At 70.7% G+C, this 24,388-nt stretch carries 25 protein-coding genes; 11 read left to right on the forward strand and 14 right to left on the reverse strand.

Annotation, left to right across the window (positions count from 1 at the left end; genetic code table 11):
- Positions 1-26 precede the first annotated feature (26 nt).
- Together ACGFWE_RS17820 and ACGFWE_RS17825 are read left to right on the forward strand one after the other, a co-directional pair.
- On the forward strand, positions 27-1,583 hold the full coding sequence (locus ACGFWE_RS17820; protein ID WP_393600416.1) for an ABC transporter substrate-binding protein: 1,557 nt from the start codon (positions 27-29) through the stop codon (positions 1,581-1,583).
- A 122-nt stretch (positions 1,584-1,705) separates the two neighbouring features.
- The gene (locus ACGFWE_RS17825; protein WP_352389104.1) at positions 1,706-2,104 is read left to right on the forward strand and encodes an ATP-binding protein; all 399 of its coding nucleotides are present in this window, start codon (positions 1,706-1,708) and stop codon (positions 2,102-2,104) included.
- Between the two features lie 27 nt (positions 2,105-2,131).
- On the opposite strand, the gene ACGFWE_RS17830 is transcribed toward ACGFWE_RS17825, so the two are convergent.
- The gene (locus tag ACGFWE_RS17830) at positions 2,132-3,586 is read right to left on the reverse strand and encodes an ATP-binding protein (protein ID WP_393600417.1); all 1,455 of its coding nucleotides are present in this window, start codon (positions 3,584-3,586) and stop codon (positions 2,132-2,134) included.
- Positions 3,583-4,284 carry a response regulator transcription factor gene (locus tag ACGFWE_RS17835; protein ID WP_352389277.1) on the reverse strand — a complete coding sequence of 234 codons (702 nt, stop codon included), beginning with the start codon at positions 4,282-4,284 and terminating at the stop codon, positions 3,583-3,585. Before ACGFWE_RS17835 ends, ACGFWE_RS17830 begins: the two co-directional genes overlap by 4 nt.
- A 187-nt stretch (positions 4,285-4,471) precedes the next feature.
- Here ACGFWE_RS17835 and ACGFWE_RS17840 point away from each other — a divergent pair, with 187 nt between their 5' ends.
- On the forward strand, positions 4,472-6,880 hold the full coding sequence (locus ACGFWE_RS17840) for an MMPL family transporter (RefSeq protein ID WP_393600790.1): 2,409 nt from the start codon (positions 4,472-4,474) through the stop codon (positions 6,878-6,880).
- Between the two features lie 5 nt (positions 6,881-6,885).
- Here the strand turns inward: ACGFWE_RS17840 and ACGFWE_RS17845 are convergent, their stop codons facing one another.
- The 4 genes from ACGFWE_RS17845 to ACGFWE_RS17860 all read right to left on the reverse strand — a co-directional run bounded on the left by ACGFWE_RS17845 (position 6,886) and on the right by ACGFWE_RS17860 (position 9,076).
- A complete protein-coding gene (locus ACGFWE_RS17845) occupies positions 6,886-7,638 on the reverse strand; it encodes a TetR family transcriptional regulator (protein WP_352389102.1) in 753 nt (250 codons plus the stop codon).
- 11 nt (positions 7,639-7,649) lie between these two features.
- Positions 7,650-8,156: a thiol-disulfide oxidoreductase DCC family protein gene (locus tag ACGFWE_RS17850; RefSeq protein WP_393600418.1), complete on the reverse strand. Its 507-nt coding sequence runs from the start codon at positions 8,154-8,156 to the stop codon at positions 7,650-7,652.
- Complete coding sequence (locus ACGFWE_RS17855; protein WP_393600419.1) at positions 8,153-8,548, reverse strand: hypothetical protein; 396 nt, start codon at positions 8,546-8,548, stop codon at positions 8,153-8,155. Before ACGFWE_RS17855 ends, ACGFWE_RS17850 begins: the two co-directional genes overlap by 4 nt.
- A 117-nt stretch (positions 8,549-8,665) precedes the next feature.
- The gene (locus tag ACGFWE_RS17860) at positions 8,666-9,076 is read right to left on the reverse strand and encodes a VOC family protein (protein ID WP_393600420.1); all 411 of its coding nucleotides are present in this window, start codon (positions 9,074-9,076) and stop codon (positions 8,666-8,668) included.
- Between the two features lie 125 nt (positions 9,077-9,201).
- Here ACGFWE_RS17860 and ACGFWE_RS17865 point away from each other — a divergent pair, with 125 nt between their 5' ends.
- Genes ACGFWE_RS17865 through ACGFWE_RS17880 form a run of 4 tightly spaced genes read left to right on the forward strand, consistent with a single transcriptional unit; the run spans position 9,202 to position 12,956 of the window.
- Positions 9,202-9,618 carry a TM2 domain-containing protein gene (locus tag ACGFWE_RS17865; RefSeq protein WP_393600421.1) on the forward strand — a complete coding sequence of 139 codons (417 nt, stop codon included), beginning with the start codon at positions 9,202-9,204 and terminating at the stop codon, positions 9,616-9,618.
- Positions 9,590-10,036, forward strand: a complete 447-nt coding sequence (locus ACGFWE_RS17870) for a DUF2752 domain-containing protein (RefSeq protein ID WP_393600422.1) — start codon at positions 9,590-9,592, stop codon at positions 10,034-10,036. The genes ACGFWE_RS17865 and ACGFWE_RS17870 overlap by 29 nt, the downstream gene beginning before the upstream one ends.
- 50 nt (positions 10,037-10,086) lie before the next feature.
- Positions 10,087-10,479, forward strand: a complete 393-nt coding sequence (locus tag ACGFWE_RS17875; protein WP_393600423.1) for a hypothetical protein — start codon at positions 10,087-10,089, stop codon at positions 10,477-10,479.
- A 2-nt stretch (positions 10,480-10,481) separates the two neighbouring features.
- The gene (locus ACGFWE_RS17880) at positions 10,482-12,956 is read left to right on the forward strand and encodes a DUF4132 domain-containing protein (RefSeq protein WP_393600424.1); all 2,475 of its coding nucleotides are present in this window, start codon (positions 10,482-10,484) and stop codon (positions 12,954-12,956) included.
- A 20-nt stretch (positions 12,957-12,976) separates the two neighbouring features.
- On the opposite strand, the gene ACGFWE_RS17885 is transcribed toward ACGFWE_RS17880, so the two are convergent.
- The 7 genes from ACGFWE_RS17885 to ACGFWE_RS17915 all read right to left on the reverse strand — a co-directional run bounded on the left by ACGFWE_RS17885 (position 12,977) and on the right by ACGFWE_RS17915 (position 19,875).
- Positions 12,977-14,260 carry a M48 family metallopeptidase gene (locus tag ACGFWE_RS17885; protein ID WP_393600425.1) on the reverse strand — a complete coding sequence of 428 codons (1,284 nt, stop codon included), beginning with the start codon at positions 14,258-14,260 and terminating at the stop codon, positions 12,977-12,979.
- 90 nt (positions 14,261-14,350) lie between these two features.
- Complete coding sequence (locus tag ACGFWE_RS17890; protein ID WP_393600426.1) at positions 14,351-15,139, reverse strand: hypothetical protein; 789 nt, start codon at positions 15,137-15,139, stop codon at positions 14,351-14,353.
- Between the two features lie 600 nt (positions 15,140-15,739).
- Complete coding sequence (locus ACGFWE_RS17895) at positions 15,740-16,519, reverse strand: succinate dehydrogenase iron-sulfur subunit (protein WP_352389097.1); 780 nt, start codon at positions 16,517-16,519, stop codon at positions 15,740-15,742.
- Positions 16,519-18,273, reverse strand: a complete 1,755-nt coding sequence (gene sdhA, locus ACGFWE_RS17900; protein ID WP_352389096.1) for a succinate dehydrogenase flavoprotein subunit — start codon at positions 18,271-18,273, stop codon at positions 16,519-16,521. The genes ACGFWE_RS17895 and sdhA overlap by 1 nt, the downstream gene beginning before the upstream one ends.
- A gap of 19 nt (positions 18,274-18,292) precedes the next feature.
- Positions 18,293-18,775: a succinate dehydrogenase hydrophobic membrane anchor subunit gene (locus tag ACGFWE_RS17905; protein ID WP_352389095.1), complete on the reverse strand. Its 483-nt coding sequence runs from the start codon at positions 18,773-18,775 to the stop codon at positions 18,293-18,295.
- A gap of 5 nt (positions 18,776-18,780) precedes the next feature.
- Positions 18,781-19,161, reverse strand: a complete 381-nt coding sequence (gene sdhC / locus ACGFWE_RS17910; RefSeq protein WP_352389094.1) for a succinate dehydrogenase, cytochrome b556 subunit — start codon at positions 19,159-19,161, stop codon at positions 18,781-18,783.
- Between the two features lie 201 nt (positions 19,162-19,362).
- Complete coding sequence (locus tag ACGFWE_RS17915) at positions 19,363-19,875, reverse strand: 2-oxo-4-hydroxy-4-carboxy-5-ureidoimidazoline decarboxylase (RefSeq protein WP_352389093.1); 513 nt, start codon at positions 19,873-19,875, stop codon at positions 19,363-19,365.
- A 155-nt stretch (positions 19,876-20,030) separates the two neighbouring features.
- Between ACGFWE_RS17915 and ACGFWE_RS17920 the strand changes: the two genes are divergently transcribed.
- From ACGFWE_RS17920 to ACGFWE_RS17935, 4 genes are all read left to right on the forward strand, one after another.
- Complete coding sequence (locus tag ACGFWE_RS17920; protein WP_393600427.1) at positions 20,031-21,683, forward strand: family 20 glycosylhydrolase; 1,653 nt, start codon at positions 20,031-20,033, stop codon at positions 21,681-21,683.
- A 123-nt stretch (positions 21,684-21,806) separates the two neighbouring features.
- Positions 21,807-22,574 (forward strand): DUF4328 domain-containing protein, encoded by a 768-nt coding sequence (locus tag ACGFWE_RS17925; RefSeq protein ID WP_393600428.1) that lies wholly within the window; start codon positions 21,807-21,809, stop codon positions 22,572-22,574.
- Positions 22,575-22,660: 86 nt separating this feature from the next.
- On the forward strand, positions 22,661-23,173 hold the full coding sequence (locus tag ACGFWE_RS17930) for a hypothetical protein (RefSeq protein WP_352389090.1): 513 nt from the start codon (positions 22,661-22,663) through the stop codon (positions 23,171-23,173).
- Between the two features lie 76 nt (positions 23,174-23,249).
- A complete protein-coding gene (locus tag ACGFWE_RS17935; RefSeq protein WP_352389089.1) occupies positions 23,250-23,849 on the forward strand; it encodes a hypothetical protein in 600 nt (199 codons plus the stop codon).
- Between the two features lie 43 nt (positions 23,850-23,892).
- Here the strand turns inward: ACGFWE_RS17935 and ACGFWE_RS17940 are convergent, their stop codons facing one another.
- A complete protein-coding gene (locus tag ACGFWE_RS17940; RefSeq protein ID WP_393600429.1) occupies positions 23,893-24,354 on the reverse strand; it encodes a DUF1877 domain-containing protein in 462 nt (153 codons plus the stop codon).
- Positions 24,355-24,388 lie beyond the last annotated feature (34 nt).

Genomic DNA, 24,388 nt, shown 5'->3' on the forward strand with positions numbered 1-24,388 from the left:
CAGAGGGGTCCGGGGAGGGCAAACCGATGCGGTCGGTTCGCATGCGGATTCTCGCGACGCTGCTCGTTCTGGGGGTTGTGGGGGTCGGCGGCTGGCAGTTGCTCCCGGCAGAGGGGAGCACGGGCAAGGCGATCAAGGTCGGAACGACCGACGAAGTCACCTCACTCGATCCGGCCGGCGCCTATGACGCCGGTTCCTGGGCGCTGTTCAACAACGTCTTCCAGTCACTGCTCGCCTTCGAGCCGGGCAGTGTCACACCCGTGCCCGACGCGGCCGAGAGCTGTGGCTTCGAGGGCAAGGATCTGCGTACCTACCGCTGTGTGCTGCGCGAGGGGCTCACGTTCCCGAGCGGCCGCGAGATGACCGCGAAGGACGTCAAGTACTCCTTCGACCGGGTCAAGAAGATCAACTCCGACGTGGGTCCGGCCTCCCTGCTGGACACCCTGGAGTCGGTCGGTGCCAGCGGCCGGACGGTCACCTTCCGGCTGTCCTCGCCGGACGCCACCTTCCCGTTCAAGGTGGCCACCGGAGCCGGCGCCATCGTCGACAGCACCAAGTACCCCGCGAACTCCCTGCGCAAGGACTACGGCGTCGACGGCACCGGGCCGTACGAGCTGACGTCGTACACGAAGGGGAAGAAGGCGGTCCTCGCACCCAACGGCGACTACAAGGGCGAGATCAGCGGCACCGGGCGCCCCGTCGAACTCGACTACTACGGCGACTCGGCCAAGCTGAACAGTGCCTGGAAGGCGAAGCAGATCGACGTCGCCTACCGCCAGCTGCCGCCCGACGTGCTCGCCGCGCTGAACCCGAGCGATCCCGGCCAGCGCGTCTCGGAGGCCGACAGCTCCGAGGTCCGCAACCTCTACCTCAATACCCGCGCGGGCAGGCCGCTGCACGACGTCAAGGTGCGTCAGGCCATGGCCTGGCTGATCAACCGCGAGCAGCTGGCCGCCTCGGTGTACGAGGGGACCGTCGACCCGCTCTACTCGCTGATCCCGGCCGGCATCACCGGCCACACCACGTCGTTCTTCGACGCCTACCCGGAGCCGAGCGTCAAGAAGGCACGCGCCCTGCTCACCGAGGCCGGCGTGAGCACCCCGGTCGACTTCACCTACGGCTACGGCCTCAACAGCGGTTCCGCCGCCGCGGAGGCCAAGGAACTCAAGAAGCAGCTGGAGGCGAGCGGCCTGTTCAAGGTGACCCTCAAGGGTTACGAATGGACCGACTTCCAGAAGCGCTGGGCGACCGGGAAGCTGGACGCCTACGCGGTCGGCTGGGTGGCCGACTACCCCGACCCGGACACCTACGGCTCCCCGCTGGTCGGCACCGACGGCACCATGAGCACCGGCTACAGCAGCAACGAGGTCGACCACCTGATTCAGGACAGCCGGCGCTACGCCGACCGCGGCGAGGCCGAGCAGGACTTCCGCGACGTCCAGGCGTCGATCGCCCACGACATCCCGGTGATCCCGCTGTGGCAGGCCAAGGACTACGTCGTGACCACCGAGGACGTCGGTGGCGGCCAGTACCTCTCGGACGGCACCGGGGTCTTCCGGCTCTGGCGCCTCAGCTGGATCTGACCCCGACGTCATCGCGCCGTATCCGGCGCGTTTGCGCAGCACCGGCATTGGCCCGGGTGGCGCCGGGCAGCCACTCGACGCAGCAGCATGTGGCGGAGATGTGTGCGGGGTGAGGAGCAGACGTGCTGAGACGCAACTCCTTCCGGCTGCCCCGGCATCCGGCCTCCGTCGGTCTCGCCCGGCGCCGGGTCCGTGACCATCTGGCCGACTGGGGACACGGAACGGATGATCCGGCGCTGGCCGACGCGGTCCTGCTGGTGTCCGAGCTGGCCACCAACGTGGTACGCCACGGGCCGCTCCTGGAGCGGGAGTTCGAGGTCGCGGTGACCGCACTCGCGGACGGCTCCTGCCTCATAGAGGTCTCCGACGAGGGCCGGCCGGAGCCCCGGCTGCGGGTGGTCGGCCGGTCCGAGGAGACCGGCCGGGGCCTGCACCTGGTGGAGAACGTCGCCACCGCGTGGGGGGTGTGGAGCCGGGGCCGGCACGGCAGGACCGTGTGGGCCCTGGTGATGGCCGACTGAGCGGACGGCAGGACGTACGACGTCGAGTCACTGCCCCGTCGGCGCCCGCACCGGCAGGGTGACCGTCACCGCCAGCCCCTCGCCCGGGGCTGTGCGCACCGCCACCTCGCCGCCGTGGGCCCGCACCACCCCCTGCACGATCGCCAGGCCCAGACCGCTGCCCGCGCCGCCGCCGACCCGGAAGAACCGGTCGAAGACACGGGCCGCGTCCTGCGCCGACAGCCCCGGACCGTCGTCGGCGACACACAGCCGTACGACCCCGTCCTCGCGCTCCACGCCCAGCCGCACCGGCACGTCGGCGGGCGTGTGCGTGCGCACGTTGCCCACCAGGTTGCCCAGGACCTGTCGGAGCCCCGACTCGTCGGCCCGCACCAGCAGGGCGCCCTCGGCGGCGACCTCGACCGGCCGGTCGGGCTGCTGCACCCGCAGGTCCTCGGCCGCGTCCCGCACCAGCCGGCTCAGGTCGACGTTCCTGAACCGCAGTTCGGGCTGCTGGTCGAGGCGGGCGAGGGTGAGCAGCTCGTCGACGAGCCGCCCCATCCGGTCGGTCTCCGCGAGCACCCGGGCCCAGGCGCGCTTGCGGTCGTCCGGGTCGGAGAGCATGCCCTTGTCGTACAGCTGGAGGTAGCCGCGTATCGCGGACAGCGGGGTGCGCAGCTCGTGCGAGGCGTCGGCGACGAAGCTGCGCAGCTGGGCCGCGCTGCGCTCGCGCGTGCGGTACGCCGACTCGACCTGGTGGAGCATGGAGTTGAGGGCGACCCGCAGCTGCTCGACCTCCAGGGTGGTCTCGCAGCTGGAGGGGATGCGCCGGGTCAGATCGCCCTCGGCGATCGCCGACGAGGTCTCCACCATGTCCTCCAGCGGCCGCATCCGGCGCCGGACGCTGAACATCGTCAGACAGGCCAGCAGGGCGAGCAGCAGGGTGCCGATCGCGAGATCGAGCTTGACGGCCTTGGCGACGCCCTGGTGCAGGACGTCGGTGGGCGCGGCGAGCAGCGCGTACGTGCCGTCGCCGAGCCGGGCCGCCGTGGCACGGTAGGTGGAGCCGTCCATGGTGACGTCGTGCGGCTCGGAGTCGGCGGCGAGCGCGCGCGGGTCGCCCGCCGCCTTCGCCAGGCCCCGCTGGGACTCGGTCGGAGCGAAGCCGAGGATCCCGATCGGCTCGCCCCGGCCGTCGACGGCCGCGAAGACGGTCTCGGCCGTGTGGTCGTCGTCCTGCTGGGCGGGTATGAGCCGGTCGCGGACGAAGCTCAGCATGGTCAGCGAGTCGATCTCCCGCAGGGTGAGCTGCGAACCGGCCAGGGAGTCGCGGGTCTTGAGGAGCTGGCTGTCGATCTGGTCGAGCAGGTAGTACCGCATGCCCATCACGCTCACGGCGGTCGCCGCGACGATGCCGATCGCGAGCAGCACCACATTGGCCAGCGTCAGCTTGCCACGCAGCGAGTGGATGCCGTGCCGGCGGCGGGGCAGGCGGAACCTCATGCCAGCCCGTACCCGACACCCCGCCGGGTGGTGATCACCGGCGGTCCCAGGGCGTCCAGCTTGCGCCGCAGATAGCTGATGTAGGTCTCCACGACGGTCGACTCGGGCGGGGTGTGCTCGTACTGCCAGACGTGGCGCAGGAGTTGCTCCTTGGGGACGATCCGGCCGCCGTTGCGCACCAGGAAGCGCAGCAGCGCGTACTCGGTGGGGGTGAGCTCGACCGTGCGGCCGTCGCGGTGCACCGAGTAGGTCGTCTCGTCCAGCTCCAGATCGCCGTAGCGCAGCGGCGGGCGCTGCGGCAGGACGTCGGCGGGACGGGTGCGGCGCAGCACGGCGGTGATCCTCGCGACGACCTCGTCGATGTTGAACGGCTTGGTGATGTAGTCGTCGCCGAAGCCGAGGGCGCCGACGATCTCGGCGGGGGAGTCCCGCGCGGTGAGGAAGACCAGGGCCAGGTCGGGCCGCCGCTCGCGCAGTTCACGGCCGAGGGCGCGGCCGTCGCCGTCGGGCAGCATGACGTCGAGCAGGGCCGCGTCCGGGCGGGTGCGGTCGGTGAGCGCGAGCGCCTCGCGGACGGAGCCCGCGACCATCACCTCGAACCGGTGGTAGCGCAGGGCGATGGCGAGGACGTCGGCGATGCTCTCCTCGTCCTCCACCACCAGCACGGTCCCCGGACTCTTCGTCTCTCCCCCAGCCATGTCCCCACCCATGTCCCCAGCCATGCCCTCAGTATCGACGGGCCCACTGACAACCGCTCGGCTTCTGCTTTGGAGTTCCTTGTGAGTCATGGTGTGCGGCCCCCACGCGCGCGCGGCGCCGTCGAATCTGTTGCGCAGGACCTGGGGGACCAACCGACCGAGTGAGGAGCTGTTGAGCGTGGCGGCATTGGCACGGTGGTGTTACCGGCACCGGCTGGTGGTCCTGTTGCTGTGGGTGGGAGCGTTGTTCGGCCTGGGCTTTTCGGCCTCGACGGCGGGCACGGACTACGCGAACGTCTTCTCCCTCCCGAACACGGACTCCAAGCGCGCGTACGACCTGATGGAGAAGGCGTTCCCGCAGAGCGCGGGCGACACCGACACGGTGGTGTGGAAGGTCGACGAGGGTTCGGTACGGGACCAGGCCGTACGGTCCCGCGTCCAGCCCGCACTCGACAAGATCGCCGGCATGAAGGGCGTCGGCGGCGTGACCAGCCCCTACACGGCGGGCGCGGCCCAGATCAGCGGCGACGGGCGGATCGCCTACGCCCAGATCACCTTCACCGACCAGGCGAACGCCGTACCCAAGGAACTGGTCCAGGACGTCGTCGACACCGCACAGGGAGCCGAACGCGCCGGACTGCAGGTCGAGTTGGGCGGTCAGGCGATCCAGCGGGTGCAGGAGCCGCCCACCGGTCTCGCGGAGATGGTCGGCATCGTGGCGGCGGCCGTCGTACTGTTCCTGGCCTTCGGCTCGCTCTACGCGATGCTGCTGCCGCTCGCCGTTGCCGTCTTCGGTGTCGGCATGGGCCTGTTCTCGACGCAGCTGCTCAGCCACGGCACCGACATCCCCGACCTGGCCCCCCTGCTGGCCACCTTGATAGGCCTGGGCGTCGGCATCGACTACGCCCTGTTCATCGTCACCCGGCACCGCAAGGGCGTCCTGCGCGGCATGGATCCGGAGGAGTCGGTGGTCACCGCCCTCAACACCTCGGGCCGTGCCGTGCTGTTCGCGGGCGGCACGGTGTGCATCGCGCTCGCCGGGATGCTGGTGACCAACCTGCGCTTCCTGGACGGCGTGGTCATCGGCACCTCGCTGACCGTGGTGCTCAGCGTCCTCGCGGCCACCACCCTGCTGCCGGCGCTCCTCGGCTTCCTGGGCAAGCGGGTGCTCAGCCGCCGGCAGCGGCGCAGGCTCGCCGCCACCGGGCCCGAGCCGGAGCGGACGAGCGGACTGGCCGCCCGCTGGTCGGCGGGCGTGCAGAAGCGCCCGCGCCGGACCGCCGTGCTCGCCCTCGCCGTCATGGCCGTCCTCGCGCTGCCGGTGCTGTCGCTGCGCCTGGGCGCGACCGACCAGGGCAACGACGACACCACGACGACCACCAGGAAGGCCTACGACCTGCTCGCCGAGGGCTTCGGCCCCGGCTTCAACGGACCGCTCCAGGTGGTCACCGAGGGCGGCGACGCCACCGCTCTCGTCAAGGGCATCCAGGGCACGGAGGGGGTCGCCCGGGTCGCCGCGCTGCCGCCCGCGCGGGGCGTGACGGTGATCCAGGTCGTCCCGACCACGTCACCGCAGTCCGAGGAGACCGACCGGCTCATCGACACCCTGCGGGACGAGGTGATCCCGCAGGCCGGGGCGCAGGCCCACGTGGGCGGTGTCACGGCGGTCTCCAAGGACTTCGCGACGGTCACCGGCGACCGCCTCCCGTTCTTCATCGCGACCATCATCGGCCTCGGCTTCCTGCTCCTCCTGATCGCCTTCCGCTCCCTGGTGGTGCCGCTGACGGCCGCGGTGATGAACCTGATCGCGGCGGCCGCCTCCTTCGGCGTCCTCGTGGCGATCTTCCAGTGGGGCTGGGGACTGGACCTGCTGAGCCTCGGCAAGGAGGGCCCGATCAACGCCTTCCTGCCGGTCATCATGCTGTCCCTGCTGTTCGGCCTCTCGATGGACTACCAGGTGTTCCTGGTCAGCCGGATGCACGAGGAATGGGTCCACACCAAGGACAACGCCCGCGCGGTCCGCGTCGGCCTGGCCGAGACCAGTCGCGTGATCAACTCCGCTGCCCTGATCATGGTCTGCGTGTTCCTGGCGTTCGTCCTCAGCGGCGACTCCGGGGCGGCGATGGCGGGCGTGGGCCTGGCGGCCGCCGTGGCCCTGGACGCCTTCATCCTGCGCACCGCCCTGGTGCCGGCCGCGATGCATCTGCTCGGCGACTCCAACTGGTGGCTGCCCAAGGGATTGGAGAAGCGGCTGCCGCACCTGGCGGTGGAGCCGAAGGAGGAGGCGGCCGCGCCGACCGGGGCTCCCGCGAGCGGCGGCCCGGCATCGGCCGTCCACGGCTTCGTCCGTACGACGGAGGGGGAGCCGCTGGAGGGCGCCGCGGTGACGCTGCTGTCGGCCGGGGGCCGGCAACTGGACCGGGTGGAGTCACTGGCCGACGGCTCCTACATCGTCTCCGTCCCGGCGCCCGGGACGTATCTGCTGGCGGCCACGGCCGCGTCGTACGGCTCACGCGCCCGGCACGTCGTCGTGGGCGAGGGGCCGCTGGTGTACGACGTGGAGCTGGCCGACGGTGAGGTGGACGCCGTCAACTGACCCGACTACGCCTTCCTGCCGGGGTCCGGCATCACCTTCGTCATCCCCGGCAGGAAGTCCGTGAACAGCTCGTGCACCTCCCGTACGAGCGGCCTGAGCACCCGGAAGCGGGCCAGCGACACGCCCCTCGCGGTGAGCTTGGCACCGCGCTCCGCGAGCCGGTAGCTGCGCTCCCGGCCCTCCGTGCGGTCGAAGATCCAGTACAGGACGAGCCCCATCTGGGACAGCCACATCAACTCGGGCAGGATGTCCTCGAGTTCCTCGGGCACCTTCGTCCGCGTCGCGCCCCGGAGCACCTCGCGGTGTACGGCGATGGCCTCCACGCGCGCGTGCTCCGACTCCGGCGAGAAGGGACTGAGCGGGCTGTCGGGGTCCGCGGCGTTCTTGAAGAACTGCACCGCGAACTCGTGGTACGGCCGCGCGATGTCCAGCCAGATCTTCAGGACCCCCGCGAGCCGGGCCTCCAGGTCGCTCTCCCGGGCCAGGAGCTCCCGGACCGCCACCCGGTGCTCGGCGGCGATCCGGTCGTAGAAGCCCTGGATCAGGTGTTCCTTGCCCGCGAAGTAGTAGTACGCGTTGCCGACGGAGACGCCGGCCTCCTGGGCGATGGCCCGCATGGTGGTCTTGTCGTACCCCCGCTCCCGGAACAGCCGCATGGCGGTCTCCAGGATCAGCGCGCGAGTCTGTTCGGACTTGCTCGTCGGCTCGGACTTGCCGGTGGTACCGCCCTCGTCGGGCCCTTCGTTGTTCGCAGGCACGGAAAGAGAGCCTAACCAGTGGCGCAGCCGCCGCCGTCGCACCCCGGCGCGGTGTGGGCCCAGCCCCGGCCGGCCTCGTACGTCCAGCCGTCCGCCCGGCGGTACACCTTGCCGTCCCACCGGCCCCCCTGCCGCGGGGCGCCCCGCCACTTGGCGGCGGCGAGCACCGCGCCCTTCGCGAGCCGCGCCCCGGAGGGGGTGCTGAGCCGGTGGGCGAGCGGCCGGTGCTCGCGCAGCGCCCACAGGGTCACGATCCAGGCCGCGGTGTCGCGGTAGACCTGCCCAGCGTCACCGACGACGGTGATCTCCTCCAGGGTGGCGCGGTGATCGAGCCCGGGATACTTCCGCCTGGCCTCCTCCGACCCGGCCGGCACCATCTCCAGCGGCACCAGTTGCGGCTGCCGTACGAGCCAGTCGCGCAGGAAGGCGCACAGCGAGCAGTCGGCGTCGTACAGGACGGTGAGCCGGCGGACCGGGGTGCGGTCCGCCGTCCCGCCCGGGGCTGCCGGGCCCGTCACGCCCGGACCCAGTCCTGCGGCGCGACCGGCGGCACCTGCTCCCGCTCCATGGCGCCCCGCCTGCGGATCCGGTTCAGGACGTACACGTTGGCCAGGTGCATCACGCCGAGCACCAGCAGCACCACGCCCACCTTGGTGGACAGGGCCTCGAAGACACCGCGCGTGTCCTCGATCGTGCCGTCGCCGCTGAGGTACAGCGCGACGAACCCGAGGTTCACGAGATAGAAGCCGACCACCAGGAGGTGGTTGACGGCCTCGGCGAGCTTCTCGTTGCCGCGCAGCACGTCGGCGAGGAAGATCCGTCCGTTCCTGCTGAGCGTGCGGGCCACCCAGACGGTCAGGGCGATGCTGACGACGAGGTAGATGACGTAGGCGACGACCGTGCGGTCCATGCGCCTCCCCCTTCTTGAACGCGTTCAAAACGCTGACAGGGGAGACAGTAGACCTGATTTTGAACGTGTTCAACTCGTTGGCGAAGAGGTCTGCGTCACGTGTGCGCGTGCCGCGCCTCAGGCGCGTCGGGCGAGCTCCGGACGCTTGGTGTAGTCGGTGAGCCCGAGGACGTTCCCCCACGGGTCGGCGATCTCGACGGTCCAGCCGGTGGCCACGGAGAAGGGCTCGTCGAGCAGTTCGACGCCGGCCGTGCGCAGCTCCCGGGCGGCGGTCCTGGCGTCCGGTACCTCCAGCCACACGCGTGTGGCGGGCCACGGCGGCGGCCGGTGCCCCAGCCCCTCCTCCTGCCGGAGCAGGATCCCGGGCGTCTCGCCGCCCACCGTCAGCAGCGCGATCCCGGCCTCGTCGAGCCGGAAGCCCACCGTGAAGCCCGCGCGCCCGTAGAAGGAGAGCGCCTCGCCGAGGTCACCGACGGGCAGCAGCACGTTGTCGAAACCGAGCAGTTCGTACGACTGGTCATCTGACATGCCGTCAGATTAAGCCGGGGGTGCGGAAACGGGCTTCTGCGACGCGGTGTCGTCGGGCATGATGACCGGGCGCATTGTCGTCTTTTCGCGGGTCCTCCCGCTTCGGTCCCCAGGAGCAGTCTCCCTTGAGCGAACAGCAGGGTCAGGAAAAGCAGGACCCCCAGCAGGGCCCACAGCAGCCGGGCTACCCGCCGCAGGGGCCCCCGCCGGGCTATCAGCAGCCGGGGTACCCGCCTCCCGGGTTCCCGCCGCCGGGCTACTACCCGCCGCCCCCGGGGACGTACACCGGAGACCCCAACGCCCCCTACGGCTACGACCCGTACGGACGGCCGTACTCCGACAAGTCGAAGGTCATCGCGGGCATCCTCCAGCTCACCCTCGGCGGCTTCGGCGTCGGACGCTTCTACCTGGGCAACGTCGGGATGGGGCTCGCACAGCTCTTCACCTGCGGCGGCCTGGGCGTCTGGTCGCTGATCGACGGCATCCTCCTGCTCACCGGGAACGACCACACCGATGAACAAGGCCGGATCCTCCGCAGCTAGGGCGCGGGGGACCGAGCGCCAAGTGCCCGTACGGCGCTCCCCGCTCCGCCACCCCGCGACGGCACCGGCGGCGGTGCTCGCCGCAGGAGCCGCCGGTGCCGGGTACCTCTACCGCACCGACCCGCACGAGCCCGGCCACGTCCTGCCGCAGTGCCCGTTCCGCATGCTCACCGGCCTGCTCTGCCCGGCCTGCGGCGGCACCCGCATGGTGTACGACCTGATGCACGGCCACCTCGCCGAGGCCTGGCTGGACAACCGGGCCCTGCTGCTCGCCTCGCCCTACGCCCTCGTCCTGCTGGGTCGCTGGGCGTGGGCGGGCCTGCACGGACGCCGCTGGAGACCCACGCTGAGTCCCCGGGCGCAGGTGGCCGTCCTCGCGGTGGCCGTGGCCTGGACGGTGGCCCGCAACATCGTCTAGCCCACTGCCGTCCGGGCCCGTTGTCAGTGCTGCCTCGTACTGTCTTCGGCATGGGAATCGTGACGTTCGTCGACGAGACGACAAGCGGGAGCCGTAGCGACGGCTGGGGTCTGGAGATCGCCGAGGAGCGGCTCGCCGTGCGCGAGTTGATCCGCCGCCGGGTCTTCCAGGAGGTCGCCGAGTACAACGCGCGCACGCCCGCCGTCTTCCAGGGCCTGGTCCAGCCCGAGGACACCGAACGCGTACTGAACGGCTACGCGTTGCGCACGCCCCGCCGCATGGACCCCGAGACCCAGACCGAGCTCGCCCTCAAGGCCTTCCTGGGCAACGGCTTCCTGGTGCTGGTCGGCGACCGTCAGGTGACCGAGCTCGACGAGGAGATCGACCTCGTGCTCGGCACCGAGGTGACGTTCCTGAAGCTCGTCCCGCTGGTGGGTGGCTGACCATGGGCGAGATCCAGAAGTACAAGGACCTGATCGGCCGCCGCGTCGCCGACGACGCGTTGGAGGAGCTCGCCGTCGACCTGCTGAGGGCCGCGATCGCCAACAGGGGCAACTGGAGCGGCCTGTGGGACGGCGTCCTGGCCCGCGTGCGCGAACTGCCTCCGGAGGCGCGGTCGCGAGTCGCCGACGGCCTCGTCACGCAGTACCACTCGGAACAGGCGGGCGAGAGCGCCCGGCAGAACGCGCTGATCCTGCTGGGCATCGTCTCCCGCGACCTGCCGCCCCACGACCGCCTGGCCGCCGAACGCCTGTCCCTGCTCGACGAGATCTCCCGGCAGCACTCCTTCTGGTACGGCACCGGCTACGAGAACCTCATCGAGGCCGAGCTGGCCGCCGGCCGCCCGATCCCGCCCGCCGTCGTCGCCACCGTCCGGCGTTCCGCCCTGCACGCCTACCACAACGCCAACCTGCCCCGGACGGCGAAGAAGCTGACCGAGCCGCCCCTCAACGTCGGCGAGGAGTGGGCCGAACAGGCCCTGCGGGATGCCGGGACCGACGCCGGCCCCGCCTGGAGGGAACTGCTCGCACACATGGCGACCGCCACCGCGGCCAAGCCCTCCGCCAAATGGGACAAGCAGGCGACCGCCCTGGTCGTCACACTCGGCCCCGACCGCGTCCGCGAGGCGGTGGTCCGCTGGCTCGCCCTCGTCGGCCGCCCCCGCACCTTCGAGCTGGACCGCGGGCGCTACGAACCGGACGTCAACAGCGCCTACGACCCCTACAACGCGAACACGCTGCGTGGCCTGGCCTGGCTGCTCTCCCTTCTCCCGCCGCACCCCGACACCGCCCGCGCTCTCGGCGTCCTGGTCGAGACGTCCCTCAAGAAGGTCGCCGGACTCGGCCCGCGCAACCCGAAGGTCGCCAACGCCGGGGTCAACGCCCTCGCCCGCGTCGACAGCGAGGCGGCCCTCGCCGAACTGGCCCGGTTGGCCACCAGGGTGACGTACAAGAACACCGCCAAACTGCTCGACGCGGCATTGGAGGCCCGCGCCGTCGCCCTGGGCCTCAGCCGCGAGGAGATCGAGGAACTGGCCGTACCGGCATACGGCCTGACCGGGGTCGGACACGCGGAGCACCGGCTCGGCGAGGCGACCGCGGTCCTCCAAGTCCAGGGCACCAAAGCCGTGTTGACCTGGCACAACGCGAGCGGCAAGCCGGTGAGGACCGTGCCCGCCGCCGTACGACGGGATCACGCGGAGGAGTTGAAGGAGCTCAAGGCGACCGTCAAGGACATCGACAGGATGCTCTCGGCGCAGAGCGAGCGACTGGACCGCCAGTTCCTGGCCGACCGCACCTGGTCCTACGCCACCTGGCGCGAGCGCTACCTGGACCATCCCCTGGTCGGCACCCTGGCCCGCCGCCTCCTGTGGACGGTGGACGGCACGACGGTCGGCTATGCCGAAGGCGCCCTGCGCACGGTCACGGACGCCGCAGTCACCGACGGGACGGACGTCCGCCTCTGGCACCCGGTGGACCACACCCCCGCGGAGATCGTCGCCTGGCGCGACTGGCTGGAACGCCACGGAGTGACACAACCCTTCAAGCAGGCCCACCGAGAGGTCTACCTGCTGACGGACGCCGAGCGCGCCACCGGCACCTACTCCAACCGCTTCGCGGCCCACGTCCTGCGCCAGCACCAGTTCCACTCCCTGGCGGCGGCGCGGGGCTGGCGCAACAAACTCCGCCTGGCCGTCGACGACGAGGCCCCGCCGCCCGTCCGCGACCTCCCGCGCTGGGGCCTGCGCGCCGAGTACTGGATCGAGGGCGAGGGCGGCGAGGACTACACGGACATCACCGACTCCGGCACCTTTCTGCGCCTGCGCACCGACCAGGTCCGCTTCTACCCGATCGACGCCCCGGGGAACTCGGCTCACTGCGCGGGCGGCGAGTACCGCATGTGGCTGCGCGACGGCGAGGACCCGGTGGATCCCCTGCCGCTGACGCGGATCCCGCCCCTGGTCCTCTCCGAAGTCCTGCGCGACGTCGACCTGTTCGTCGGCGTGGCCAGCATCGGCAACGACCCCACCTGGCAGGACGGCGGCCCCGGCGGCCGCTTCCAGGAGTACTGGACGTCGTACGGCTTCGGAGAGCTCAGTCAGAGCGCGGAGACGCGCCGCCTCCTCCTGGACCGCCTGATCCCGAGGCTCGCGATAGCCGACCGCTGCACCCTGGAGGGCCGCTTCCTCCACGTCAAGGGCGACCGCCACACGTACAAGATCCACCTCGGCTCGGGCAACATCCTGCGCACCCCGAACGACCAGTACCTCTGCATCGTCCCGAAGTCCAACCCGTCCGCCCCGCAGGCCGGTTACCTCCCCTACGAGGGCGACCGCCTGCTCGCGGTCATCCTGAGCAAGGCGATGATGCTGGCGGACGACACGCGGATCACAGACCCGACGATCCTGAGCCAGCTGTGAGCGGCCGGCTCAAGAGGCCGTCACAGGTTCCCGTAACCGTCCCTGACGACCTCACGGGCCAGCGTCCCGCGTAGGTCCGCCAGTTCACCGGCGATGCGCTCGGAGCGGCCGGTGTCCGCCGTCACCAGGGCGGGCACCGGCGTACCGTCCAGCAGGAGCCGGCGCCGCAGATGGGTCGGCGGGTGGCTCGCGTCGACGCTGTGGCCCCGGAGCGCACCGACCCGGCGCTGCCGCTCGTACTCGGACTCCGGGACGGAGTCCAGATGGGCGGTGAGCGCTTCCCACAGGTCGTCGGAGTTCCGCTCGCCGCTCCGGGCCGACCCGCGCAGCCGGCGAGTGTTGATCTCGCGGTGCAGGGTGGTGACGATCGAGTCGGTGACCATCAGGCGGTCCATCAGACCGACCGCGCCCTCGGTGGAACCGGCGCGGGCCGCCGCCGCGTCGGCCAGGTACTCACCGCGCTGGGAGACCCGTGCGGTCAGCAGGTCGAGCAGCGCCATGACGGCCATGATCAGCAGGCGCAGCGGAACGCAGGCCAGGTTGGCGATGGCCTGGATCACGTTCGGGTTCGGCGTGGGCCGGACGTAGTAGAGCCAAGTGCTCAGCGATCTCAGGGCGGTGCCCACGACCATGCCGTGCCGGGTGTCGCCCTGGGTGAAGTGACCGAGCTCGTGGCCCAGGAGCGCGATCCGCTGCTGAGGGCTCAGCACCTCCCACAGCGGCAGCCCCAGCGTCAGGAGCCTGCGCCGCAGCCCGAGATGGGTCACGCTCGCGTTGGCTTCCACGTCGACGACGACGGCGTCCACGCTCCGGGTGCCCATGGCGGCGGCGACCTCGTCGACGAGTGCGTACAGTTCCGGCGCGTCGTCTCGCAGCAGCACGCGGTCGTCCTCGGACAGCCGGTTCAGGCGCGGTCGCAGTGACCAGGCCAGTGCCAGGAAGAACAGCCCGAAGGCCATGCCGAGCCCACCCCAGCCACGGACCAGGCCCCACACGCCGACCGCGGCGAGGACGAGGGTCAGGCCGTGCACGGTGAGCGCGATCGCGTAGGCGAGCGGACCCGACGCGGTCCGCCGGGTCCGCCGGCCCGCGTCCTCGGCGCTCAGCTCGTCGAACAGTCGGGCGCCGTACCGTTGCGCCAGCCTGTGACGCACGCCGTCCAGCCCGCGCTTCCCCTCACCGGGCCCCTGCGGATCCACGTTCCATTCGCAGGCGGCACACCACGTGGTGAACCGCCTGTCCGTACGGATCTCCACCCCGCACTGCGGGCACGACGACACGATCTCTTCTCCAGCGGTACGCACCGCTGCCTCCCCCGCCCCCGGCCCTCACCGGGCCCCCAACTCATGACCGCCGCAGTGGATCACGCCCCGTTCACCGACGCAATCCCGAATTCAGCCGACGGTTTTTCCGCACCCACCCACTCGCCGGGTGTCAAGTGCGATGTCGTCCATGCGGATGTCGTACGACGAAGGGGTCGGGTTCGCCTGGTAGAGCTGCCAGCCCAGCTTCAGCCTGTCGAAGGCGGGGAAGACAAAGTCGTCCGCAGTCCCCCCGTGCTCCTTGGTGGACACCGTCAGGCCGGACTGCTCCACGCCGTCCAGGTACACGGTGACGCGATTGTCGCCGGCGTCGAGATGGAACTCGACGCACTGCCACTTCCCCGCGACGGCCGGCGAGGAGGTCTTCCAGGCAGTCCAGTCCCCGGTGGGCCCGAGATCGGACCCGACGCCCCAGAAGTTGCCGCCGTCGCTCGGCACGAACTGCCCGCCGAGCGGCCGCACCAGCGTCGGCGAGTCCGCCCCGGACGCCTCGGCGATGGTCCAGTGGGCCCAGTCCGGCGCCGTGGGAAAGCCCACGACCCGCAGCCGCACGCGCCCCCAGAAGCTGTTGCCGGGCGCGGAGAGCCCATCGAACACGAGGAAGGCCCGACCGTTGCCCTCGGTACGGATCCGCAGCTCACGCCCGTGCCCCGGGGCGCCCCGGACGACGGTCATCGTGCCGTCGGCGGTGTCGGTGGACCAGCCGCGTCCTCCGGTGACGGGACCGAGGGGGAGCCGGTCGAAGTTCTCCCGGGCCAATGTGCCGTGGGGAGCGGGAGTCGCGGAGGCAGTGGGGGGTATCGCGAGGAGTACCGCTGCGGCGGCACACAGTGCAGCGGCGGTTTTTCTCAGGAGTGCCATGCCGCCATTCTGTAACTGGAGCACCACAAGTCACAGAGTTGACAGGGGAGTTGGCCGACGTTCGCTCCTTCGGGTCCGGATCGTGCGGGAGAGGTGGAATTGACCGTGCCGTCACCGAGAGTCTTCTTCGCCGAAGTGCGCGAGGCGTTCACAGAGCTCGCGGAAAGGCTGGGCCTGGAAGGGCCGGTCGAGAGCGAAAGGGTGCTGCCCGTCTCCACCTACACGCGAGGGGCGGTCGAGTACGGGGTCTACCTGGAGGAGCGGGAGGGGTCCGTGGACATCAACGCCGCCCTGCGGACGGAATCCATCCGGTTCACGGTGGGCATCGAACAACTCGCCATCGCCGCAGGCATCGTGGACAAGCGCGGCACCGTCTCCTTCAGTGCCCGCAACCTGAAGCAGCTGAAGAAGTCCCTGGTGGGTCAACGGGCCTTCATCGAGCCCATCCATCCCCTGCTCTCCGGTGACCCTGAGCCGGCCGTGCGGCTGATGCGTGCGGCCGGTGCCAGGGAGTGGAGGCGGACGCCCGGAAAACGAGTGAGGGCCCCGCCCCGGTGCGAACCGGGATACGGGGCCCAACTCACCGTAGGAGAACGGAGATCAGAAGCGGCGCGTGATCAGCGCTCGCTTCACCTCCTGGATCGCCTTCGTGACCTCGATGCCGCGCGGGCAGGCGTCCGTGCAGTTGAAGGTCGTGCGGCAGCGCCACACGCCGTCGCGGTCGTTGAGGATCTCCAGGCGCTGCTCGCCCGCCTCGTCACGCGAGTCGAAGATGAAGCGGTGCGCGTTGACGATGGCCGCCGGGCCGAAGTACTGGCCGTCGTTCCAGAAGACCGGGCACGAGGAGGTGCAGGCCGCGCACAGGATGCACTTCGTCGTGTCGTCGAAGCGCTCACGGTCCTCGGCGGACTGGAGGCGCTCCCTCGTCGGCTCGTTCGTGTCCTTCGTGATGAGGAAGGGCATGACGTCGCGGTACGCCTGGAAGAACGGGTCCATGTCGACCACGAGGTCCTTGAGGACCGTCAGGCCCTTGATGGCCTCGACCGTGATCGGCTTCTCGGGGTTGAGATCCTTGATCAGGGTCTTGCAGGCCAGGCGGTTCTTGCCGTTGATCCGCATGGCGTCCGAACCGCAGATGCCGTGGGCGCACGAGCGGCGGAAGGTCAGTGTGCCGTCCTGCTCCCACTTGATCTTGTGGAGGGCGTCGAGGACACGTTCCTTCGGGTCGATCTCCAGCTGGAAGTCTTCCCAGGTCGCCTCCCCCGAGACCTCCGAGTTGAAGCGGCGGATGCGGAAGGTGGCCGTGATGTACGGAGAGTCGGCGAAGCCGGGCTCGGGCGTGCCGGCCGCGTCCGCCTTGTCCAGGGTCGGGGTTGCCATCAGTACTTACGCTCCATCGGCTGGTAGCGGGTCTGGACGACCGGCTTGTAGTCGAGACGGATGGACTCGGTGCCGTCGTCGCCCACCTCGCGGTACGCCATGGTGTGGCGCATGAAGTTGACGTCGTCGCGGTTCGGGTAGTCCTCGCGGTAGTGACCGCCGCGGGACTCCTTGCGGGCCAGCGCCGACACCGCCATGACCTCGGCCAGGTCGAGCAGGTTGCCCAGCTCGATGGCCTCCAGCAGGTCGGTGTTGAACCGCTTGCCCTTGTCCTGGATCGAGACGTTCAGGTAGCGCTCGCGCAGCTCCGCGATCTTCTCGACCGCCGTCTTGATCGTCTGCTCGGTGCGGAACACCATGACGTTCGCGTCCATGGTCTCCTGCAGCTCGCGGCGGATGACCGACACGCGCTCGGTGCCCGTCGCGTCGCGCAGGCGCTCGACCTGGGCGACGACCAGCTCCGCCGGGTTCTCCGGCAGCTCGACGAAGTCGGCCTTCTGGGAGTACTCGGCGGCGGCGATGCCCGCCCGCTTGCCGAACACGTTGATGTCCAGGAGGGAGTTCGTGCCGAGGCGGTTGGCGCCGTGCACCGAGACGCACGCGACCTCGCCGGCCGCGTACAGGCCCGGGACGACCGTCGTGTTGTCCGCCAGGACCTCACCCTCGACGTTGGTCGGGATGCCGCCCATCGCGTAGTGCGCGGTGGGCTGGATCGGGATCGGGTCCGTGTACGGCTCGATACCGAGGTAGGTGCGCGCGAACTCGGTGATGTCCGGGAGCTTCGCGTCCAGCTGCTCCGGCGGCAGGTGGGTCAGGTCCAGGTACACATGGTCGCCCTCGGGACCGCAGCCGCGGCCCTCACGGATCTCCGTGTAGATGGAGCGGGACACGACGTCACGGGACGCGAGGTCCTTCATGACCGGCGCGTACTTCTCCATGAAGCGCTCGCCGTCCTTGTTGCGCAGGATGCCGCCCTCACCGCGGGCGCCCTCCGTCAGCAGGATGCCCATGCGCCAGATGCCGGTCGGGTGGAACTGGAAGAACTCCATGTCCTCCAGCGGGATGCCCCGGCGGTAGACGGCCGCCTGGCCGTCACCGGTCAGGGTGTGCGCGTTCGACGTCACCTTGAAGAACTTGCCGCAGCCGCCGGACGCGTAGATCACGGCCTTCGCCTGGAAGACGTGGATCTCACCGGTGGCCAGCTCGTACGCCACCACACCGGCCGAGCGCTTGACGCCGTCGACCTCGGTGATCAGCTGGTCCAGGACGTAGAACTCGTTGAAGAACTCCACGCCCTCCTTGACGCAGTTCTGGTACAGCGTCTGGAGGATCATGTGGCCGGTGCGGTCGGCCGCGTAGCAGGAGCGGCGGACCGGGGCCTCGCCGTGGTTCCTGGAGTGACCGCCGAAGCGGCGCTGGTCGATCGTGCCGTTCGGGGTGCGGTTGAACGGCAGGCCCATCTTCTCCAGGTCGAGGACCGAGTCGATGGCCTCCTTCGCCAGGATCTCGGCGGCGTCCTGGTCGACCAGGTAGTCACCGCCCTTGACCGTGTCGAAGGTGTGCCACTCCCAGTTGTCCTCCTCCACGTTGGCCAGCGCGGCGGCCATGCCGCCCTGCGCGGCGCCCGTGTGGGAACGGGTGGGGTACAGCTTGGTCAGGACCGCGGTGCGGCTGCGCTTCGTCGACTCGATGGCCGCGCGCATGCCCGCGCCACCGGCGCCGACGATGACGGTGTCGTACTTGTGGATCTTCATGATTCTCGCAGCCCCGTGCCTAGCGGATGTTCGGGTCGAAGGTGAAGATCACCAGCGTGCCCAGCAGGATGGTGAACACCGTGGCGGTGTAGAGCAGGCCCTTGAGCCACAGCCGGGTGCCCGGCCGCTCCGCGTAGTCGTTGATGATCGTGCGCAGGCCGTTGGCGCCGTGCAGCATCGCGAGCCAGAGCATCAGCAGATCCCAGACCTGCCAGAACGGGGACGCCCAGCGGCCCGCCACGAAGGCGAAGCCGACCTTGGAGACGCCGCCGTCCAGCACCAACTGGATCAGCAGGTGGCCGATGACCAGGACGACCAGGACGATGCCGGACAGGCGCATGAACAGCCAGGCGGCCATCTCGAAGTTGCCCCGCGTGGACTTCGGGGACTTCTTGGTGCGCTTGCGCGGGGCCTCGATGAGGGGCGCCGGGTTGTCGACGCCGTAGCCGGAGGTGCCCTCGACGGGGCCGATGCCGGACGGGGTGGTTTCAGTGGTCGCCATCGGTATCAGCTCCCGAACAGTTCACGAGCGGCGTGGCCGAGGACGGGGTAGATCGCCCCGAGCATCAGCACGACCCAGACGCCGGCCACCACCCAGAACATCTGCTTCTGGTAGCGCGGGCCCTTCGACCAGAAGTCGACGGCGATGACGCGCAGGCCGTTGAGCGCGTGGAAGAGGATGGCGGCCACGAGGCCGTACTCCAGACACGCGACGAGCGGGGTCTTGTACGTGGCTACGACCTTGTCGTAGTCCTCGGGTGAGACACGGACGAGAGCGGTGTCCAGCACGTGAACGAACAGGAAGAAGAAGATGAGGACGCCGGTGACTCGATGAGCCACCCAGGACCACATTCCTTCCCGGCCGCGGTACAGCGTTCCAGCCGGCACGGAAGTCCCTCCGGGAGCGGGGTATCGGGGCCAGCCGGCTTGTGCTGTCGGTCGGGCCCGGCCGGGTACGGTCCACCGGCCCCCAGCATCGTAGCGATGCGCTGCCGCTGGGCTTACCCGGGGCCTACCTGTGTGATCAAAGTGGCACGCAGATGGGGGAACTCGATGGCTGATGGGGTGGTCTGTGCTGTTATGCGCCGTCTACGGCCTCGCGCCCCGCAGGGCGGACACCAGCCGGCCCCGTGCGATGCGGCGGAGTTCCTCGGCCGCGACCATCCGCTCCTCCTCCGGATCGTTTGTCAATCGTGACCGGATGCCCGCCAGGACGTGGTCCAGGGCCTCTGCCGGAGGCAGGCCGTCCAGGCAGATGACGAAGGCGTGGCCGAAGCGGGCCTCGTAGGCCGCGTGGGCCGCGTCCATCGCCATGTGGGCGGCCGAGTGGGCGTCCTCCGGCAGCACGGGGAGCGTCTCGGCCGCCAGGGCCTCGAAGAGATCCGACACCGTCAGGTCGTAGGCCGCCTCGTCCGCGGCCGCGAGCAGCGCGTCCACCGTTGGATAGGGGCGGTGCGCCACGACCCGCTCCGCCCAGCGCAGGCTGCGCAGACAGTCCAGGAGCAGGGGCCGTGCCTCGTCGGCGGGCGCGCTGTTGAGGGCGTCCAGGACGGTGGGCAGGGACGGCATGGCCAGTCGGCCGGGAGAATGTGTGGGCGTCACGTGTGTTTCGGCAGGGGAAGCTGTGAGCGATGTGACCTCACGCTATCGAGAGTGGACATGACCTGTCCGACGGATGCCCGAATTTCACCCGCACGGGAGAGTTTCGGAACGTGTGGTGGACACGCTCCTCTCCCTCGAGGCCCTAGGTTGGCGATGTGAGCCAGCACAGGAAGCGACCGGAGAAGCAGGCACGGGGGCTGATCGTGGGGGCGGTGGCCGTCACCGTCGCGGCCGGGGTGAGCCTCGGGCTGTGGGCGGGCGGCGACAGCGGCCCGGCCGGATCGGCCACGTCCCAGGCCCAGTCCCCCTCGGGCGGCGCAGCGGAAGGCGCCCCGACCCCGGCGAGATCCCCGAGCCCGGCCCCCAGCCCCACGCGGTCCTACCCCCTGTCCACCACCCCCCGCACCATCCCCGCCGTCCGCGCCCACACCCCGGCGCGCGGCCCCGGCTGGCGTCCCGCCCGCGGGCTGCGCGTGGTCGTGAACGACGCCGACCTCGCCGACGAGGGGCGCCTTCTCGCCGGTGAGCTGGGGCTGACGTACGCCGGGCAGAAGGACGACGTACGCGCCGGGGACGTACGCCTCACGCTCGACGACGACGAGGGCGCGGACCCGGAGTCGTACCGCATGACCGTGCGCGGCGGGCGGGTCGCCATCAGCGCGCCGGACGACGCCGGCGTCTTCTACGGCACCCGCACGCTCAAGCAGGAGGTGCGCGGCGGAGCCACGGCACAGGAGGGCGTCGTGCGCGACGAGCCCGCCAAGCCGGTGCGCGGGTTCTCCCTGGACATCGCGCGCAAGAACTTCACGGCCGGCTGGATCGAGGACCGGGTCCGGGAGCTGGGCGACCTGAAGTTCAACCGGCTCCAGCTGCACTTCTCCGACGACCAGGCCTTCCGGATCGAGTCCGTCTCGCACCCGGAGATCGTGTCGAAGCAGCACCTGACCAAGGCGCAGGTGAAGAGGATCGTCGCGCTCGCGGCCCAGCGGCACATCGCCGTCGTACCGGAGATCGACTCGCCCGGGCACCTGGGCGCCGTCCTCGCCGCGCACCCCGAGCTTCAGCTGCGCAGTGCGGCGGGGAACGCGGCGCGCGGGGCCGTCGACATCTCCAACCCGGCATCCGCCAAACTCGTCGACGACCTGCTCAAGGAGTACGCCGGCCTCTTCCCCGGCGCCGACTGGCACCTCGGCGGCGACGAGTACCGCGCGCTGATGGTCTCCGACCCGGCGGCGACCTACCCGCAGCTCGCCACCGCCGCCAGGAAGGCCTACGGCGCCGGCGCCGGCGTCGAGGACCTGACCACGGGCTGGCTCAACGACCGCGCCGCCACCGTCCGGAAGCACGGCAAGGCCCCGCTCGCGTGGAACGACGGATTCTTCCGGGGGACGTCCGTCCGGGCCGCCGGCGACATCCGGGTCGGGTACTGGACGGGCAAGGAGATCGGCGCCCGGCCGCCGGTGGAGTACCTGAGCGCGGGACGCAAGGTCGTCAACTACAACGACGAGTTCCTCTACTACGTCCTCGGGCAGCCCAACCAGTTCTACTACCCGACGGGACAGCGGATCTACGAGGAGTGGACCCCGCGAGTCCTCCGCGGCACGACAGCCGTCCCCTCGAAGTACGACAGCCAGATCCTCGGCGGGTACTTCGCGGTGTGGTGCGACTTCTCGAACGCGCAGACGCAGGACCAGGTGGCGGCGGGCATCCGGATGCCGCTGCGGGCCACCACGCAGAAGCTGTGGGACCCGGGGAAGCCCGCCCTGACCTGGTCCAGGTTTAAGGCACTGGCGGACCGGCTGGGCTGAGGAACCGGGGATTCCCGGTGGACGTACCGGGCCGGCGGACCGTATGTTCCGCATGCCGCGCGTGAGGCTCTGGGGAGAACCCGCGCGGTCGGCTGATCATCCGGACCTCGGGGGGACCTCACCATGCTCTGCACGCGCTGCCATCACGTCGAAGCGGCACCGGACGGCGTCCTGTGCTCCGGATGCGCCACGCCCGCCGGATTCGCGGCCCCGCCGGCCGGTGTCACACCGACGACCTGGCTGCGCTCGCCGGTCGGGCTCGGGCGGGCCACCGCGGCGCTGCTCGCGGTGGTGGCGGCGGTCGACGCGTTCGCCCTCGGCGCGGACCTCCTCATGTACGACGTCACCGGGGATCTCGCCGGCGGCGCCACCGGGGCCGACGTATGGGACCGCTCCGACTTGGCGGACAAGCTCACCGGCGTGGCCGGTGTCGCACAGGCGCTCCTGATGGTGGCCTGCGCCGTCGTCGTCGTCGTCTGGCTGTGGCGCGTCCGGCTCAACGCCGAGGTGTTCGCCCCCGACGGACACCGCAAGGCGCGCGCCTGGGTGATCGCCGGCTGGGTCGTGCCAATCGTGAGCCTGTGGTACCCGCGCCGGGTCGTGGTCGACATCTGGGACGCGAGCAGCACGGGGGACAAGCCCGACGGGCATGCCCTGATCAACGCCTGGTGGACGCTGTGGCTCCTCTCGCTGACCCTCGGGCAGGTCCTGTACACCGCGTTCGACGAGGCCGACACCTCCCAGGAGATCCACGACTCCATGACGCAGGCGATGGTCGCCGACGGTCTCGACCTCGTGGCCGCCCTGCTCGCCGCCGCTGTCGTGCTGCGGTTGACCCGGATGCAGAACGAGAAGGCCCACCGGGGACCCGAGGCACCCGTCGCCGTGTGACGGATTTGGTCCATCCTGCTGCGAACTGCCGTACGAATGTGGTGTATTCGGGCCCGAACCGTACCGAGCAGCCAGGGGGGCCGCGAATGGGCTACTGGGGTTACTTCGTCGTGGGCCGCGGGGAGCGGCCGCTCGCCGAACTGGACGCGCTGGCCGGTGCCGAGGGCATGGTCCTGCGTGAGTCGGCGCCCGGCGGATGGCAGGTCTGGGAGTACGCGAGCGGCGAGGGCGAGGTCGGGAACATGAACGCCCTCGCCCTGGAGACCGGTTCGCCCGCGCTCTTCGGATACGTCATGGACAGCGCCTCGGTGGTCCTGGAGGCGGCGGGGCCCGAGAGCGGGGCCTGGACGACCTGTCTGGCCCGGGCCGCCATGGCGACATACCTCGGGGCCGGTGCCTCCGACGAGGAGGGGCCGGTCCTGGAGGACTACTTCCTCGAACCCCGGGACGCTGCCGCGCGGGCCGTCGCCTGGGCCGCGGAGGCGGGCCACGAGGTGGCCGAAGAGCCTTTGCTCGACGTACTGAGCGCCGAACCGGACCTGTTGGCCGAAAACCTCTTCTTCCGTATGCTCGACCGGCTCGGTGTGGTGCCCCTGTGACACTCCCGGGCCATCGCACGCAGTAAGGGGAAGTGCGGGTTCCGTGAGGGGATGCCGCTCGGCGAGGGAGGCGTGGATGAGTCTGGTGGAGCTGATCGGCCAGGCCGACGAACGTGGCCTGGCCGCCAGCGGGTTGGCTTGTTTGGATCGGTGCGTCCCGCTGCTCGGCGGCGACGACGAGGTCCTGCGGCCCCTGTGGGCCGGGCTCGCGGACGACGCCGGGGCCGAGGAGTGGGGCGAACGGCTGGAGCAGGTGCGGGGGAAGCTGGGCGGGGACGCGGAGTTCGGGGCGGTCGAGGGGGCCACCGGTGATTTTTCCGGCTCCGGTGACGACGAGGCCGTGCTGCTGGCCCGCCGGATGCTCGCCGCGGCGCCGGCCGAGCGGTCCGCCGCCGGGGTACGGGCGTGGGCCGACGCCTGCTCGGTCGCCGCGCTGCAGATCCACCGGCTGCTCGACCCCCTGAAGGACGCCGGCGACTCGGTCGACGCCCGCCGTGAGGGCCGTACGGAGGGCATGTCCCCCCTCGTCGCCGCCGAACTGCGCCGCCAGATCACCGTCCTGGAACTGCTCGCCGGCCACGGCCCGGCAGGACTGCGCCCCGCTCTGGAGGTCTCCACGGAGGGCCGCCGGGTGCTGCGCGCGGTGGTGTCCCGCAGGAGCCGGCGGCGGGGCTGAGGACCGGCCCTCACCGGGTGCGTGGCCGACTGGGCGAGTGGCTTTACTGGACCAGCCACTTGACCACCGCGTCCCCGTACTGCGCGGTCTGCCCGTAGAACGCCGTCAGGTCCCGGTGCGCCGCCGCGAACAGCCCCCGCGCCTCCCGTTCCGCGGCCGACCCGCCGTGTCTCGGCAGCAGTTCCTCGCGGGCGACCCGCCACAGGGCCTCGAAGTCGGCCGCACCCAGGTACGTGGAGACACGGTTCGCCCGGGCCGCGGTCAGGAGCAGGAACGGGGGTCTGCCGCGGTCGCCCGGCTGGACCGGAAGGCCGCCGAGGACCACCTCGGCGCCGGTGTAGAGGAGTTCGTGGTCCAGGTAGGACTTGTCCAGCACCTCCTCCCGGTGTCGTCCGATGCGTTCGCGTACGGCGTCCCAGTCGTCCTCGAACAGCCGTTGCATCCAGTTCGCGCTGTTGCGCAGGGCCGAGGGCGGCACCGCGCGGAGATGGAAGTAGTCGCTCATCGAAGACAGGAGCGCGCGGGAGGGACGAATCGTC

This window comes from Streptomyces sp. NPDC048523, from assembly GCF_043199815.1.
GTDB lineage: Bacteria > Actinomycetota > Actinomycetes > Streptomycetales > Streptomycetaceae > Streptomyces.